The 16,069-nt window shown below is 44.4% G+C and carries 15 protein-coding genes; 11 read left to right on the plus strand and 4 right to left on the minus strand.

Annotated elements, in window-relative coordinates:
• Positions 1-8: 8 nt before the first annotated feature.
• The 3 genes from pstA (at position 9) to phoU (ending at position 2,852) form a co-directional block, all read left to right on the plus strand.
• The gene (gene pstA, locus JMY05_RS11645; RefSeq protein WP_045443081.1) at positions 9-914 is read left to right on the plus strand and encodes a phosphate ABC transporter permease PstA; all 906 of its coding nucleotides are present in this window, start codon (positions 9-11) and stop codon (positions 912-914) included.
• 97 nt (positions 915-1,011) lie between these two features.
• Positions 1,012-1,938: a phosphate ABC transporter ATP-binding protein PstB gene (gene pstB / locus JMY05_RS11650; protein WP_095849314.1), complete on the plus strand. Its 927-nt coding sequence runs from the start codon at positions 1,012-1,014 to the stop codon at positions 1,936-1,938.
• A gap of 119 nt (positions 1,939-2,057) precedes the next feature.
• Entirely contained in the window at positions 2,058-2,852 is a 795-nt protein-coding gene (gene phoU / locus JMY05_RS11655; RefSeq protein ID WP_045443084.1) for a phosphate signaling complex protein PhoU, read from the plus strand.
• 88 nt (positions 2,853-2,940) lie between these two features.
• On the opposite strand, the gene JMY05_RS11660 is transcribed toward phoU, so the two are convergent.
• Together JMY05_RS11660 and argH are read right to left on the minus strand one after the other, a co-directional pair.
• Entirely contained in the window at positions 2,941-3,231 is a 291-nt protein-coding gene (locus JMY05_RS11660) for an oxidative damage protection protein (protein ID WP_045443086.1), read from the minus strand.
• Positions 3,232-3,537: 306 nt separating this feature from the next.
• Positions 3,538-4,911 (minus strand): argininosuccinate lyase, encoded by a 1,374-nt coding sequence (argH, locus tag JMY05_RS11665; RefSeq protein WP_045443088.1) that lies wholly within the window; start codon positions 4,909-4,911, stop codon positions 3,538-3,540.
• 125 nt (positions 4,912-5,036) lie between these two features.
• Between argH and JMY05_RS11670 the strand changes: the two genes are divergently transcribed.
• From JMY05_RS11670 to JMY05_RS11695, 6 genes are all read left to right on the plus strand, one after another.
• A complete protein-coding gene (locus JMY05_RS11670; protein WP_201580693.1) occupies positions 5,037-6,188 on the plus strand; it encodes a sensor histidine kinase in 1,152 nt (383 codons plus the stop codon).
• Between the two features lie 303 nt (positions 6,189-6,491).
• Entirely contained in the window at positions 6,492-7,229 is a 738-nt protein-coding gene (locus JMY05_RS11675) for a LytR/AlgR family response regulator transcription factor (RefSeq protein WP_045443089.1), read from the plus strand.
• 228 nt (positions 7,230-7,457) lie between these two features.
• Positions 7,458-8,492: a hydroxymethylbilane synthase gene (gene hemC, locus JMY05_RS11680; RefSeq protein ID WP_045443090.1), complete on the plus strand. Its 1,035-nt coding sequence runs from the start codon at positions 7,458-7,460 to the stop codon at positions 8,490-8,492.
• 98 nt (positions 8,493-8,590) lie between these two features.
• Entirely contained in the window at positions 8,591-9,589 is a 999-nt protein-coding gene (locus tag JMY05_RS11685; protein ID WP_201615180.1) for a uroporphyrinogen-III synthase, read from the plus strand.
• Positions 9,590-9,690: 101 nt separating this feature from the next.
• The gene (locus tag JMY05_RS11690; RefSeq protein ID WP_201615182.1) at positions 9,691-10,668 is read left to right on the plus strand and encodes a hypothetical protein; all 978 of its coding nucleotides are present in this window, start codon (positions 9,691-9,693) and stop codon (positions 10,666-10,668) included.
• 58 nt (positions 10,669-10,726) lie between these two features.
• Entirely contained in the window at positions 10,727-11,215 is a 489-nt protein-coding gene (locus JMY05_RS11695; RefSeq protein ID WP_045443091.1) for an acyl-CoA thioesterase, read from the plus strand.
• A 105-nt stretch (positions 11,216-11,320) separates the two neighbouring features.
• Here JMY05_RS11695 and ribBA read toward each other — a convergent pair whose 3' ends face one another.
• Entirely contained in the window at positions 11,321-12,433 is a 1,113-nt protein-coding gene (gene ribBA, locus JMY05_RS11700) for a bifunctional 3,4-dihydroxy-2-butanone-4-phosphate synthase/GTP cyclohydrolase II (protein WP_201615183.1), read from the minus strand.
• 329 nt (positions 12,434-12,762) lie between these two features.
• A complete protein-coding gene (locus tag JMY05_RS11705) occupies positions 12,763-14,052 on the minus strand; it encodes a replication-associated recombination protein A (RefSeq protein ID WP_201615185.1) in 1,290 nt (429 codons plus the stop codon).
• A gap of 430 nt (positions 14,053-14,482) precedes the next feature.
• Here JMY05_RS11705 and JMY05_RS11710 point away from each other — a divergent pair, with 430 nt between their 5' ends.
• Both JMY05_RS11710 and JMY05_RS11715 read left to right on the plus strand, forming a co-directional pair.
• Positions 14,483-14,989, plus strand: coding sequence for a hypothetical protein (locus tag JMY05_RS11710; RefSeq protein WP_045443744.1), 507 nt, complete (start codon positions 14,483-14,485; stop codon positions 14,987-14,989).
• 72 nt (positions 14,990-15,061) lie between these two features.
• On the plus strand, positions 15,062-16,024 hold the full coding sequence (locus tag JMY05_RS11715) for a hypothetical protein (RefSeq protein WP_201615187.1): 963 nt from the start codon (positions 15,062-15,064) through the stop codon (positions 16,022-16,024).
• Positions 16,025-16,069: the final 45 nt, after the last annotated feature.

Raw genomic sequence — 16,069 nt, forward strand, 5'->3', positions numbered from 1 at the left:
TAAATAGTATGGCTGCTAACAATGCGATCAATGCACCACTACCGACTCAGCCAAACAGTGCTAGCCGCTACAATCGAAGCCTTTATAACAAGCGCCGTTTGACCAACAAGTTAGGTCTAGGCTTTGCCATGTCGGCGATGGTTTTTGGACTATTTTGGTTGTTTTGGATTTTGTTGACGCTCTTTGTGGAAGGCTTTCAAGGTATTGTACAGCTGCCTATTTTTACTGCTGATACACCGCCACCGATGAGTGCGGGCGGGCTGCGTAACGCCATTGTCGGTTCAGTAATGCTCGCGTTTTCAGGATTGTTTATCGGTGCACCTATTGGCCTCATGACAGGTATTTATTTATCCGAGTTCGCTCAAGGCAGTATGCTTGGCAAGGTAACGCGTTTCTTAAATGATATTTTGTTATCCGCACCCTCGATTGTGATTGGTCTTTTTATTTATGCATTGATGGTAAAAGGTCAAAGTTTCTCTGGTTGGGCAGGCGCGTTAGCATTGGCATTAATCGTTATTCCTGTGGTCGTGCGTACCACTGAGAATATGCTCAATCTAGTGCCTAATAGCATTCGTGAAGCGGCTTACGCACTTGGCACACCCAAGTGGAAAATGGTGACTCAAGTAACAATTAAGGCAGCTAGAGCAGGACTGACCACTGGGGTGTTATTGGCATTTGCTCGAATCACTGGTGAGACAGCACCGTTGCTATTTACGGCGCTTAACAACCAGTATTTCAGTACTGATATGGGTCAGCCTATTGCCAACTTACCCAATACCATCTATCAGTTTGCGATGAGTCCTTATGAAAACTGGCATACCTTAGCGTGGGCGGCGGCGTTGCTGATCACGACCTCTGTCTTGGTATTAAATATTTTGGCGAGATTCATCGGTAGTAGAGGTCAGGCTAAATAAAGGCTGATGGTAAATTAAGGCTTGTCCTAGATTACCTCGAGCCTTTACTTCCATTTATATTCATTGAGCTGGGTTGGAACATATTATGAATGATGTCATGAGCAAAATCCGTATAAAAAAGCCTGTCGATAAATTCAATGCGGCAGATAAATTTAATCCAACAACAGACAGTTTATTAAACAGACCGATGTCGACGGCAGCACAAATGGAGCAGCCAGATATTGCCAGCCTAACCAAACAAACGCTTCATGATATTCCCAAAAACATGCCTGCAGCAAAAATGCAAATTCGGGATCTGAATTTCTATTATGGTGACTTTCAGGCGCTAAAAAATATCAATATCGATATTCCTGATAAAAAAGTCACTGCTTTCATTGGTCCTTCAGGTTGCGGCAAATCGACGCTATTACGTACCTTTAATCGGATGTATGACTTATATCCGGGTATGCGGGCAGAAGGCAATATTAATCTTGATGGCAACAATATCTTGGGCAAAGACGTCGATGTCAATTTGCTGCGCGCCCAAGTCGGTATGGTCTTTCAGAAACCAACCCCATTCCCGATGTCAATCTATGACAATGTCGCCTTTGGGGTACGCCTTTATGAAAAGTTGAGCAAGGCTGAGCTGGACAATCGAGTAGAGTGGGCACTCAAAAAATCCGCATTATGGCCAGAAGTGAAAGACAAGCTAAAAGCGTCAGGGCTTTCGTTATCAGGTGGTCAGCAGCAACGCTTGTGTATCGCACGTAGCGTCGCGACCAAGCCTGAAGTGTTATTGCTTGATGAGCCAACGTCAGCGTTAGATCCTATCTCGACAGGTGCGATCGAAGATTTGATTGAAGACTTAAAACAGGATTACACCATTGCCATCGTTACGCATAACATGCAACAGGCCGCACGGGTGTCAGATTACACCGTCTATATGTACTTAGGCGATATGATTGAGATGGGCGAGACCGACCAGATATTTACCAAGCCTGCCCAAACCGCGACGGAAGATTATATTACGGGTCGTTATGGCTAACATCGCGGTCTGAGCAAGGACGACGTGCTCGATACGTTCAATAAGATATCGTGAGCCAATCTGTTCGACTCAACAGCCACACCGCGCTACCAAAATATGGATTTTAGGGAATACCTCTTATGCAAAGCGATAAGCATATCTCCAAAAGTTTTGACCAAGATCTTGATGAAGCTATCCGTCTATTTCTATACATGGGTGATAGCGCGGCCAACCAAGTGGCGAAAGCGATCCATGCGCTTATCGATAAAAATGAGACACTGGCGCAAGAGGTGATTGATATGGACTTTGATATCAATCGAATGGAAGTCGAGTTGGATGAGCATATCTTGCTATTGGTCGCCAAACGTCAGCCCGCCGCCAGTGATTTACGCTTGGTCATGTCCATCAGTAAAGGCGTGGTTGATCTAGAACGCATCGGTGATGAAGCCGTCAAAATTGCTCAGATGGCCAAAAAAATTGCGGCACAAGGTAAACTGTCATACGGTTATGCGGAAGTGCAACATCTTAGCAATCAGGTTCGTTTGATGCTGCACAATGCGCTAGAGGCATTTAGCCAATCGAATGCTGAGCAAGCGTTTGAGGTCATGCGTAACGATAGCATGGTCAATGATGAGTATCAGTCAGCCATCCGTGCTTTGATGACCTATATTATGGAAGATTCACGGCACGTTTCAAAAGTCATTAATATTATGTGGGTATTGCGCGCGCTTGAGCGGGTAGGCGATCATGCACAAAATATTGCAGAACTGGTGATTAACTATATTAGTGGGCAAGATGTGCGTCATTCCGACTATGCGCTGGTCGAAAAAGCCGTGCAAGAAGCCAATGACCGTATGGCGGCGCGCCAAGTCAGTACCCTGTCTGCTACTAAATCTGCCACCGATTTCGTAGACTCAAACGGTGATGATGGCTGAAAAAAACAGTTCATCGTTAATTTTACATCCAAAAAAACGCGCTATATTAAATAGCGCGTTTTTTATATTGTGGCAATAATAAAAACAATTAGCTCTCTGGCGTCCAACCTTGTGCACGCTCATAATCTTCATTATCTAAAAATTTATCTCGTTGTTCGGTGAGGAATTTTTTGGCAGCAGGATCTAACATGCTTAGATGGTTTTCGTTAATCAGCATCGTTTGCTGTTCAAGCCATTCTTTCCATGCTTTGTCAGATACCGTTTCTTGTAGCTCCTGACCTTTTTTATTAGGAAAAGGCGGGTGCGGCATTTTTGGCAATTCTTGCTGATATTTACGGCAAAATACCGTATTGGCTTGCGGATTAAAAGTCTCAGTCATAAGGCGTTCCTTATTATGGTTTGGTTATTATAAAAATATGTTATTGAATCACTCATAAGAATAGTTATACCAAACCCAAAAAGTAAGATTAGCTGTGTCAAACTCGCTTAGCCTACAAGGCGTAGTACTTTGACTCGTTTTCCTTGCTACTCTAATTTCTGTGAATGGTATTAGTTAGCATTTATTCAGCATAAGTGACTTAAATATTATTAGCTGAATTTACTTTACCTCATCATGGTATCAAAAACACCCGCAGCAGGGGCGGGTGTTTTTTATGGTAAAAGCTGTCTGGTCAACAATGCGATTTTACGCAAATACCTCTAAACGGCTACGACCGCGAGCAACGGCTTGCTTAACTTGATTTGGCGCTGTACCACCTAAGTGGTCACGGGCTGCTAATGAGCCTTCTAACGTTAAATATTCAAAGACATCATCACCGATTGCATCGCTAAATTGCTGTAGCTGCGCCAATGACAAATCGCTCAAATCAACACCCTCGGCAATACCTAAAGCAACGGCATTACCCACCACTTCATGAGCATCACGGAACGCCACACCATTACGTACCAAATAATCTGCAAGGTCAGTAGCGGTAGCATAGCCTTTCATTGTGGCAGCGCGCATGTTTTCTTTATTTGGGGTGATATTCGGTAGCATATCAGCAAAAGCCAATAAACAGCCGGTAAGCGTATCGACGCAATCAAACAACGGCTCTTTGTCTTCTTGGTTGTCTTTGTTATAAGCCAGTGGCTGGCTTTTCATCAGGCTAAGGAGTGTCATTAGCTGCCCAAAGACACGTGCTGCTTTACCGCGAACCAACTCTGGTACATCAGGATTTTTCTTTTGCGGCATGATAGATGAGCCAGTACAGAAGCGATCAGGGATTTGCACAAAGTTAAACTGCGCTGACATCCATAGGATAATCTCTTCACTCATGCGAGACATGTGCATCATAAGGATAGACGCGGCAGAAGTGAATTCAATCGCGAAGTCACGATCTGAGACGGCATCAAGCGAGTTTTGGCAAATACCTTCGAAACCTAACAGCTCAGCAGTAATGGTACGATCAATGGGGAATGTCGTGCCAGCAAGGGCAGCACTACCAAGTGGCATCTGATTGATACGGCGGCGCGCATCGACCAGACGTTCGGTATCGCGATATAACATCTCAAACCACGCCATGACGTGATGACCAAAGCTCACTGGCTGCGCCGTTTGTAAATGCGTAAAGCCGGGCATAATAGTGTCAGTATGCTGCTCAGCCAAATCAAGCAAACCACTTTGCAAGCGTACTAATAAGGCAATGATATTATCAGTCTCTTCGCGTAGCCAAAGACGAATATCGGTGGCAACCTGATCGTTACGGCTACGACCCGTATGCAGCTTTTTACCAACAGCGCCGATGATGTCAGTCAAGCGCGACTCAACATTCATGTGCACGTCTTCTAGCGCGATTGACCAGTTAAACTCGCCAGCCTCAATCTCGCGCAGTACTTGATGTAGACCATCAATAATGGTGGCTACTTCGTCAGCGGTCAAAATGTCACATTCTTTAAGCATGGTCGCGTGGGCGATTGAGCCTTGAATATCGTGACGAGCAAAGCGTTGGTCAAAGCCAACAGAGGCGGTGAAGGCAGCGACAAAGCTGTCCGTCGCTTCACTGAAGCGTCCGCCCCACATCTGCTGGCCTTGGCTGTTTGAAGGACTGCTTACAGGGTTGTTTTGTGCAGCGTTATTTGTTATCGGAGCATCTGTGCTAGAATCAGAGACAGATGGGTTTACATTTGATTCGGGACTACTAGGTTTTGAAGAATTGGCGTTCATATCGGTACAAGACAAGTCAGCAGAATAAGAGCTCAAGTATAGCAAAGGATGAGGTTGCCTTACTAGCGGAGCGCTTAGAGTTTTTTATTCCCAAGCTCATGGAAGTCATGAAGCCTTGGCAGTGGTTCATTTATATCTTTTTTTGGTCACTATTCGTCACGGTAATAAATCGCTATGATATTGCCACGTGGTCAGATTTTTTGATTCAGCTGTTTAGCAGAGTCCTGCAAAACACCTTGAGTATTATTCCTTCCTTATACATCATTGATTATTTGCGCCCCATTTTTAAGGGCATGAGCATACCTAAAGCCAGCATGTATGTGCTTGCCTTACTCATGGTGGCATCTACCATATCCATGATTTTAGTCATGCTGGTGATGATTAACATTGGTTGGTTTGAATATGATCGTCAAACTTTTATTCTAAATATATTATTTGATGCGGTGATTAGTGGTGGCTTTACCTTAGTGTTCTTACTGTATTTTTTACGCCGTTATCGCGAGACGAATGCGCTCAAACAATCGTTTGAGCAGAAATTGAGTGCACAAAATGATGTGATCAAAGCACGAATCGCTCCGCATTTTTTCTTTAATACCATTAATACCCTTGTGTCACTGATAGAGTCCAATCCAGCAAGAGCTTCTGCTTTATTACAGCACGTTTCTGCCTTATTCCGTGCCAGTTTCAATGGGGCACGAGAGATTAGTTTTGAAGAAGAAATTGCTCTTTGTGAGCACTATCTAGCGATTGAGTCTAGCCGCTTAGCGGATAAGCTTGAAGTGAGTTGGCAATTGCCTGACGAAGATGTCATGTATGACATGGTGATTACTGCCTTGACCTTACAGAGCGTGCTAGAAAAAATGCTGCTGAATGTGGTGGAGATGACCACTGAAACCATTTATATCAATATTAGAGTCACTTGGCAGCAGCATCGGGTTGTGATTACGATTGGTGTCGCGCTGCCGAAAAAAACCATGATTATTAACCATGATTTACGTCAGCACATGAACTTTTATATTCAAGCGGAACGTTTACGGGCTTATTTCGGTCAAAGTGCGGATATTAAAAGTAGCGTTACCAGTAGTCGAATTATTACCGTCATCGACTATCCGCTGCAAGATGTTAGTTTATGACCGTTTTTTTGGGCTTAATTTTGTATTTTATTTCTCAAGAAATAGGTATGGCATACTTATTGCACCATGTTTATAGCTAATGGGTTGTTTTACTTTGTATTTAGCCATGATTCCCCATAAAAATTATTATCGATAAATGCATTGAAATAAAACTCAATGCACAAGGCTATCAACGTCAATATAGCCAGTTATTGTTTTATGAAATAATTAAAGGTTTTTATGCTAAGTGATTGGTAATGAGTGCTAATATGTTGGTAAGACCATTGAAAAAAATACTAAGTTTATCCTGGGATTGGAGTTTGCATGCGTATCGTAGTTTGTGATGATGAGCCACTAGCACGTGAGCGTTTGGTTAGAATTGTACAGGAGTCAGGTCATCAAGTCGTTGCTCAAGCAACCACGGGTGCAGAAGCCATTATCGCTGTCAAAACTCAGCAGCCAGACATCATATTATTAGATATTCGTATGCCTGAGATGGATGGGGTGCGCTGTGCGCAAGAGCTTGCCAAGCTTGAGCATCCGCCAGCTATTATATTTGTCACCGCTTATGATCATTATGCCATTGCCGCGCTAAAAGCCAATGCGATTGGTTATTTATTAAAGCCTGCCAATAAAGATGAGTTACTAGAAGCACTAGATAAAGCGAAAAATTTGAACGCGGCGCAGTTAAATGAGATTCGTAAACTCGAAGACCCAACAGCGCGTCCAGTACGTGAGCATATCGCTGCTCGTACCCACCGAGGCGTTGAGCTCATCAAGCTCAAAGATATCTATTATTTTACCGCCGATCAAAAGTACGTCAAAGTCCGTCACAAAGATGGCATTGTCCTGATTGATGAGACGCTAAAAGAGCTTGAACAAGAATTTGAGGATCGGCTGTTTCGGGTGCACCGTAATGCCATCATCAACCTTAGCTTTTTGGACTTTTTAGAAACGTTGGATGCAGGACAATATCAAATACGCTTTAAAGGCATTGATGAGACACTCGCGGTTAGCCGCCGTCACTTACCTGCATTACGTGACAAGATTCAAAGCATGTAAGCTGCGGTTTGCATAGTGAAATAACAGCAAAATAACAGCAAAATAACCGTGAAATAATCATCCCATATCATCAAACCCTTATTTATGCTTAAATAGGGGTATTTTTTTGCGTCAGCATTGACTATATATGGTTTATATCGCCCATTTTTTGTGGAAAATTTGCAGTATTGTCTAATACTGACATGCATAGTACTGATGTGAACAGTATCGAATTTATTGAGGCCCTTTATGAGCAATCCGCAGCAAACTGCTTTGACTACCTTGAATATCGCCACGCGTCAGAGCCCTTTAGCACTATGGCAAGCTGAGCATATCCGTGCTCGTCTACTAGATTTGTATCCTGAATTGACGATTAACTTGCTAAAAATTGTCACTAAGGGTGACAAGATTTTGGACACACCTTTGGCTAAAATTGGTGGTAAAGGTTTGTTTGTCAAAGAGCTTGAGCAAGCACTATATGACAAACAAGCGGACATCGCGGTACATTCATTAAAGGACGTACCGATGCAGCTTCCTGAAGGCTTGATGCTGGGCGTCTATTGCAAACGCGCTTCACCGACTGATGCTTTTGTGTCTAACACCTATAATAGTCTTGATGAGTTGCCGCAAGCCGCAGTCGTTGGCACGTCAAGTTTGCGTCGTCAGTGTCAGCTTAAAGCCTATCGCCCAGACCTACAAATCAAAACCCTACGCGGTAACGTTGGTACACGTTTGGGCAAGCTGGATGCTGGCGAGTATGATGCGATTATTTTAGCGACCAGTGGTTTGCAGCGTATCGAGCTGGATGAGCGCATACGCGGCGAGCTTGATATCAATGCCTGCCTGCCTGCGGTTGGTCAAGGCGCTTTAGCGATCGAATGCCGTGAAGGTGATGATGAGGTGCTAAAATTACTGGCACCACTGAATGATGATAAAGCTCGTATCCGTCTCATTGCTGAGCGCGCGCTAAACCGTCATTTAGAGGGTGGCTGCCAAGTGCCCATTGCTGCTTATGCTGTGTTACAAATAGCGGATGAAACAAGCAGCAACAATGATGATAACGGTGATAATGGCAATAACGACAACGGCAATGTGTTATGGCTACGTGGCCGCGTCGGTCAAGCGGATGGCAGCGAGCTGCTAAAAGCAGAAAAACGCGTCACATTGATCGGCACACAAGCCGAGCAAGAAGTACAGGCTAATCAGCTTGGTATTGATGTTGCCAATATACTGCTTGCCGATGGCGCGGGTGATATCTTATCCGCGATTTATCATCCTGAATAACATACCAGTATTTTGATTATCTTAGTCATAGCCCCAGTATTATTGATGCTAGGGCTATCGTTAAGCCAATTCTATCAGTCTTTTGTCATGGTACGTCTATGTCATCAACATTAAATCACGCCCAGCTTATTGCTAACAGTCAATCAAATAATGAGTCATCACTCACGCAAGTAGTCATCAATACTCGCCCAGTAGAGCGTGCCGCTGCATTGACGGATCATCTACAAGTAGCAGGGCTGACGGTGGTAGAGATACCGATGTTGACGTTACAATCACGCCCAACGACTGAGCAAGACATGACGCTGATGCGGCAGTGGCTAGCAGGCGATTATAAGGCGCTTGTGATTGTTAGCCCAACGGCGGCCGCTTCAGGACTGGCTGTTTGGCAAGCGCTTGAAGATGAGCGTCAAGCTCAAAATCATGACGATGATAATAATAATGAGCGAAAAGATATAGCAATTAATGCTCTGCAAGCTCCGAGCTACTTGATTGCCGTGGGTGAAGCGACTGCGTCAGTATTAAATCATGCCAAAATGGAGGCATCGAATTACCAAGTGCTTCAGCCTCACATTGCCAATAACGAAGGTATGCTAGCGATGCCTGAAATTGAGCGTTTGCAAGCAGGTGACAAGTTGCTCGTGTGGCGCGGATTGGGAGGTAGGCGACTATTGGTCGATACGTTGCTGGCACGCGGTGTGCATATCGATAGCATTGCTTGGTATGAGCGCATAATGCCAGTCGATGCGATGGCTCAATATGAGCAGTGGCTAAAAGAGTTTTTAACCGATAATTTAACGCATAATATAATGCAAGATGCGTCGGCAGTGCAGCAACCAAAGCCAATCGTTGTGGTCAGTAGCGGTACAGCCTTTGAGCATTGGGAAAGCATCGTTCGGGCTGTAGCAGAAAAGGCATTAAAGCAAGAAACAGCCAGAGAAACCCCCGCTATTTTGCCCTATGAATTGTCAGACTTTTCTTATGTGGTGTTGGGTGAGCGTTTAGCCAATATGGTCGCTGATCAGCAGTTAAGCTATTGGCGTGTGGAAGATTTGGCGCCAGAAACCATTCTTGCTGCTATCCATGCTAAAGCCTGTTAAATGTATAAATGTACCAACCGATGATCTGTCCTTATCTATTATGTTTCACTTTTTATTTATTTGCTTTAAACCTGTTTTAGCCAAAATAACGGTGCTGCCTTATGTCAATCAATTCTGAATCGTTATCTCAGGAACCTTCTGCTACTCAGCAGCGCCGACAAGCAAATGTGTTTTTGTTGCGCCTGCAGTGGCTGGTTATCTTGTTGCTTATCGCCGCCCTATTGTGGCTCTACATCAGCCAACAGCGTTTCCAACATAGTGTTAATGAGCGTTTGCAAAGCAACGAGCAAGTCGTCAGCCGTCTGAATGAGATGGATGACCGTCTATTTGCGATGAGTCAGCAGACGCTGCCAGAGCCTCGATCTGCCGCCAGTAGCCAAGCGCAAAACCAGTTAGATCTACTGCGTATTCAGATACAAGCTGCTGATAGATTGTTGGCAGACAATAACGACAGTGCGGCGATTGATTTGTTGCGTGGTCTACACTGGCAGCTTTCGCAAAGCAGCAATGAGATTGCTCCAGCGCTAACGGTTGTGATCAAACAAAGCTTGATGAAAGACATCGAACGTTTGCAGGCGAGCAGCTCTCAGCCCAGTCCTTGGCAGCTACAAAACCTCGCCATCCAAAATATTCAAGAGTTTTTGCACAGCTATGAGCGTGTGAGTAGCGAGGCGACACCGCACAATAGCGCTGATAGTAATATGAGCCTCTCGCGCAAACAACTGACCATTCACGAAGTGATTATGACCTTAAATCTGGCCAGTCAAGCCAGCAATATGCGCGAACAAGAGCAGCTTATTGGTTATCTGCGTCAAGCAAGAAATCAACTACAAACATTGGTGCCGAAGTCTGCTATTCCTCAAGAGTCAGCGCCAAAGGCAGCCATGACTAATACTGAAAACACCTCTAATGATGCGTCCGCAGGCAAAAAACAAACCTCTACCGACAAGAATCTACCAACCAGATCCTCTCCGACAAATATCGCAGAAGTTATAGATTGGTTAGATAAATTGATTGCCAATGCACCGAAACCAACGCCATTGTTGACCACTCAGATTTTGGATAAATCTCAGCGTTAGTGGTTCAGTGGATGTTGATTGATAGATTTATGAATATAAAAATAAGAGAAATGACGTTATGGACAGTTTGAATCAAGCAGCACATGTAGCCTCTAATATCGCAGATAATCATCCTGACGAATTGTCTCATTATCCCATTATTCATCACCAGCCCATTCACTGGGGCGAGATGGATGCGTTTAACCATTTAAATAATGTGATTTATTACCGTTACGCTGAATCAGCACGAATTGGCTATTTGCAGGCGCTAGGTATGTTTGATGGCAGTATGGTGACGGTATTGGCACAATCTAGCTGCCAGTATTTACGCCCAGTGACTTATCCTGATACTTTGCTATTGGGAGTGCGCTGTCAGCGCTTGGGCAATACGAGTATCGTGATGGAATATAGCTACTATAGCACCGTGCAAGCGGCCATCGTCGCGACGGCTGAGGCAGTCGTGGTACGGCTCGATAGTGAGGGAAAGCGTAAGTTAGCTTGGACAGAGGAAGAGCGCGCTCGGCTATTGGCATTAGAAGCGAAAGTTGGTCATACACCAAAGCTTTAGTACTGAATGTTAAATAAATGAAAAAAAGGCACGCTAATGTTATGTTAGCGTGCCTTTTGCTATGTGGCTGATATCGAATCAGCCAATTAATCAGTCAATCAACTATTAATCTTGCTTTGGCGCATGTACGAAATCGATGACGTTCAAGTCAAAGCCTGATAATGCGTAAAACTTCATGGGTGATGATAATAAACGCATATCACGAACACCTAAATGCCGCAAAATCTGTGCGCCAACACCAATGCTGCGATACGGCTGCTGAGTAATGGTCGATTGCGATTCATTGTCTGCCGCTTTGTCTAACGCCTCTCCTAAATCTATTGGCTGGTTGCTACCAATCCAAACTAATACGCCGCGATCTGAATTACTGATTTCCTCCAGTGCTGAGCGTACGCTCCAGCCACTACGACCCGTCATATCATTTTTGGCAGCAAACAAGTCGCGTAGTGGGTGAAAACCATGGACACGGACGGTGCTGACGCCTTCGCTCACATCGCCTTTTACCAAAGCCAAATGCGTTTCATCAGCGCCAAATTCGCGGAAGCGATGTAGCGTAAAGGTGCCGTATTCCGTTTCAAAAGGACGCGACTCAATTTCTTCTACCGTTTGCTCGTTCGCGATGCGGTAGTTGATGAGGTCAGCAATTGTACCCATCTTGATGCCATGCTCTTCGGCAAATATCTCAAGGTCATCACGGCGCGCCATCGTACCATCAGCATTGATGATTTCGACAATCACTGCTGCGGGCTCAAGCCCTGCTAGGCGTGCTAAATCACAACCAGCTTCGGTATGCCCAGCGCGGTGCAAGACGCCACCATTTTGAGCCATGATTGGGAAGATATGTCCAGGCTGGACGATGTCTTCAGGTTTTGCCGAAGAAGAAACCGCTGCTTGAATAGTACGTGCACGGTCAGCAGCAGAGATACCCGTGGTAACGCCTTCAGCGGCTTCGATAGAAACCGTAAAGTTGGTGCTAAATTTTGCCTCGTTATGATCAGACATCAGCGGCAAAGCCAACTGTTGGCAGCGTGCTTGTGACAAGGTCAAGCAGACCAAACCACGTGCATGAGTAATCATAAAGTTAATATCTTCAGGGCGCACATGGGTCGCTGCCATAATGATATCACCTTCATTTTCACGGTCTTCATCATCCATTAAGATGACCATCTTGCCAGCACGAATGTCTTCGATAATCTCAGGAATCGTATTTAAACTCATAGTAAGTCTCAATATTTTATTATTTATAGATAGGTGTGATGTGGAATATAAAGCATACTCTGTCTATTGTAGCAGTAGATGCTACAGAGCGCTGTTGCGGTTAGGCAAAGTGCATTGGATCAAATTGATCCACCGTAGACAGACATTATGGAATCATTGCTCATATATCAATATGAGGACATTTTAACGCTTTTCAGCCCACTGTGCTGCTTCATCTCGAAACTATATGGGCCAGTCTGTCAAATATAGTGATAAGTATTACTAATGGTCACGACGATTCATGTATTCAATGAAGTATTAAGCAAAGGGCTAATCGACCATGTGAGCCATCAGTCGTTACTGGCTGCTTGGCTTTTTAGCCAATCCATAAACTGTTTGCTGTGTTGCTCGCGTTGGTTGTCGGCAAATTCATAAAAGCTGGTACCAACTAAGTTGTCTGGCAAATAGCTTTGCGGATAATAGTGATTGGGGTAATCGTGTGGATAGGCGTAACCTTGACCATAGCCTTGATTGCGCATCAGTTTGGTCACGCCATTGCGAAGGTGTAGCGGTACTGGAGAAGCATCTTTTTCTGCCAACGCCATCGCAGCATTGATGGCTTTATAAGTGCTGTTACTTTTGGCACTGGTCGCCAGATAAACCACTACTTGTCCCAAGATTATACGCGCTTCTGGCATACCAATTGATTGCACACTACGTAATGCTGCATCGGCAAGGAGTAAAGCATTAGGGTTGGCATTACCTATATCTTCACTGGCCAAGATGACCAAACGCCGCGCGATAAAATCGGCAGGCTCACCGCCAACTAACATCCGCGCCATCCAATAAAGCGCAGCATCAGGGTCTGAGCCACGTACGGACTTTATCATCGCCGAGATAATATCGTAATGCTGCTCGCCATCTTTGTCATAGCGTACCAACGCGGTCTGAGCGACACGAGCGACCAATTCATCGTTAATGACGAGCGGTGATTGCTTAGTGTCCGCCGTTTGAATAGCAAGCTCTAATAAATTCAGCGCCTTCCTCGCATCGCCGTGCGCCAGTTGGCTGATAGTGTCCTGTGCTTGTAAATCAACCGTCAAATTTTTCAGCACTGAATCTTCTGAAATTGCCCTGTGCAATACCGCACTGATTTGCTTAGGCGTCAGTGGCTCTAAACGATACACTTGGCAACGTGATAGCAGGGCATTATTGACACTAAAGGACGGGTTTTCAGTTGTCGCACCAATCAAGGTAATATCACCAGATTCAACCGCGCCCAGTAAGGCATCCTGCTGAGCCTTGTTAAAGCGGTGTATCTCATCGATAAAAACCACTGGCGATTCAAATGCCAATGAGTCCTTATTGTCTAACACTTCTCGCAGCTGTTTGACCCCAGTATTCAAGGCAGACAAGGCATGAAAAGGTCTGCCAACAGCATCAGCCAACAGCATGGCAATAGTCGTTTTGCCGATGCCAGCTTCACCATGCAAAATAATCGATAGCAGATGCCCTTGTTCGACCAAACGCCGCAAGGGCGCACCTGCTGCCAGTAGATGTTCTTGACCAATGATTGCATCAAGTGTCGTTGGGCGCATACGCTGGGCAAGGGGTGTATCGGCATGAAAATTAGGCGGCATAGAAATCTCTATTATCAATTTAAACAGCTATCAATTAGTTCATAACGACAGTGATTAATGGGTTTTTATTGCTGCATCTAAATGACTACATCCTAGATTACATTCATCATTTGTATGGAAAAATATTATATCTGTCTGTTTGGCATGATTTTCGCACTAATGAATATTAGACATGAGTAGTAAAAGTAGGCTAATTTATAAAGATGCTATTTAGTATGTGTCTTGGTATGTGTCATACACGATAGGCTAACGCAGATTTACGTTAATAAAAGTCAATCAAGTGTACAGCTTATGTCCCAAATACTTTGATTTTTATGCTTTTATCCCTATTAACGGTTCAACAGCATTGATAGATCGCAGATATCACGCGCGATTTACGACCTATCATTTGTGATCATCCATTCATTAGGCATAAGGTATTACCGTCATGATGTCTCCGCCGATATTGCAGCGTTTGTTTGCTCGCTATTTATATCGCAGTGCCAAGCAGCAATCACGTTTGCTTACTACAGGTGAGATAGCGCTGGCGCGGTCAGTATTTGGCGACAGTATCAATCTCGATGAGGTTCAGCTCAAGACTGCTTGGTGGGTGTTGAAACATTATGCCGTTAGTCCTAATGGCAATATTTATTTTAACCCAGCAGATTGGATAATAGATTTTAGCGATGCTTCATTGAGTAAAAAAAGCTGGCTGATACATGAATTGACCCATGTATGGCAACTACAGCAAGGCTTAAAAGTGGTGCGCGGTGCACTTATTGATCGCCGTTATGATTATGTGCTCAAGACAGGCAAATCCTTCTTTAACTACGGTATCGAACAGCAGGCGCGTATGGTTCAGGATTATTTTATTCGTCGTCAGCGTGGACAAGACTGTCAAGCATTAGAAACTTGTATTCCATTTTTAATCGTGAAGTCTGACGACAATATGAAGTGATATCCATTGGCAATGGATTGCCATGATAATTTTGGTTTTTATTATTTTGCCTTAACAAGGACACGTACCCTTATGTTTAAATTTTTGCCAAAAAAGCCCAATTATAAAATGAATAAAGGTGTGGTTGATGATTCTATCAATCAAAACAACACCCTTTTACAGCACTCGTCAACCTTGCTTGCGGCAACACTCAGCGGCGTATTACTGTTAAGTGGTTGTCAGCAGCAAGCAGAGACTCAACCGGCGCCAGAAGACAGTCAGAGCGTTGAAAAAACGAGCACTGAAGACAGTCAACCTATGCGCCCAAGTGATTCTGCTGCTACCCGCATAAAGCAGTTCCAGCCTATCTATGTCGCGCAAGCACAAAGGCTACAGCGTCGTTTACAAGCAGAGTATGAATCCCTACAAGCCGCTGATAGCTCAGATAGTGAGGATTCATTGCTGCTAAATGATGATACTGCTGCTAGCGATACTAATACTAATACTAATACTGATAACGTGATGGAGAATAACAGCGATGCAGCTGATAGCAGCTCACTATCTGCTGACACCACAGATGATGAAGTGGATATCTCCGCTGAGGCTGATATCAATACCAGTACGGAAGTTGGCGAGCGTGATTTAACGGTGTTAAAGCGCATTAGCCTTGAGCCGCGCAAGCCTGTCATGCTAACAGAAGATCAAATCATCGAAAGCTACCAGCAAGCGATGGAAGCGCTTTATCAGCCTGTGACGACACCTCTTAGCGCAGAAGATGTTGATACGTTAATTAATATCGCGACATTGGCTCCGCAATTATTTGAGCATGCAGAAATTGCTGGCAGGCTCAGTGCCAAGAGCCCAGCATTAGCGCGTTTGATTATTCAGCATCAGGTTTGGGAGCAGATAGAAGCTCAGCAAGTGATTGATATGCAGCAGATGAAACTGAATCAACAAAAAGAATTTGAGACGCTTATGACTAAGTTTAATGACACCATTAAAGGTTATGATGAGCAAATTGCCAAATATGAGCAGACACTAAAAGAATTCCAGTAGCCGCAATTCTGTCACTCAACCAGTTATTCATTCAGTAACGGATAG

This window comes from Psychrobacter sp. JCM 18902 (assembly GCF_904846615.1).
GTDB lineage: Bacteria > Pseudomonadota > Gammaproteobacteria > Pseudomonadales > Moraxellaceae > Psychrobacter.

Coding starts and splice junctions, on each gene's coding strand:
- JMY05_RS11690 (WP_201615182.1), top strand. CDS start 9,691: ATGTCAATCAATTCTGAATCGTTATCTCAGGAACCTTCTGCTACTCAG.
- JMY05_RS11715 (WP_201615187.1), top strand. CDS start 15,062: ATGTTTAAATTTTTGCCAAAAAAGCCCAATTATAAAATGAATAAAGGT.
- phoU (WP_045443084.1), top strand. CDS start 2,058: ATGCAAAGCGATAAGCATATCTCCAAAAGTTTTGACCAAGATCTTGAT.
- JMY05_RS11705 (WP_201615185.1), bottom strand. CDS start 14,052: ATGCCGCCTAATTTTCATGCCGATACACCCCTTGCCCAGCGTATGCGC.
- JMY05_RS11685 (WP_201615180.1), top strand. CDS start 8,591: ATGTCATCAACATTAAATCACGCCCAGCTTATTGCTAACAGTCAATCA.
- pstB (WP_095849314.1), top strand. CDS start 1,012: ATGAGCAAAATCCGTATAAAAAAGCCTGTCGATAAATTCAATGCGGCA.
- JMY05_RS11660 (WP_045443086.1), bottom strand. CDS start 3,231: ATGACTGAGACTTTTAATCCGCAAGCCAATACGGTATTTTGCCGTAAA.
- JMY05_RS11710 (WP_045443744.1), top strand. CDS start 14,483: ATGTCTCCGCCGATATTGCAGCGTTTGTTTGCTCGCTATTTATATCGC.
- pstA (WP_045443081.1), top strand. CDS start 9: ATGGCTGCTAACAATGCGATCAATGCACCACTACCGACTCAGCCAAAC.
- ribBA (WP_201615183.1), bottom strand. CDS start 12,433: ATGAGTTTAAATACGATTCCTGAGATTATCGAAGACATTCGTGCTGGC.
- JMY05_RS11675 (WP_045443089.1), top strand. CDS start 6,492: ATGCGTATCGTAGTTTGTGATGATGAGCCACTAGCACGTGAGCGTTTG.
- JMY05_RS11695 (WP_045443091.1), top strand. CDS start 10,727: ATGGACAGTTTGAATCAAGCAGCACATGTAGCCTCTAATATCGCAGAT.
- argH (WP_045443088.1), bottom strand. CDS start 4,911: ATGTGGGGCGGACGCTTCAGTGAAGCGACGGACAGCTTTGTCGCTGCC.
- hemC (WP_045443090.1), top strand. CDS start 7,458: ATGAGCAATCCGCAGCAAACTGCTTTGACTACCTTGAATATCGCCACG.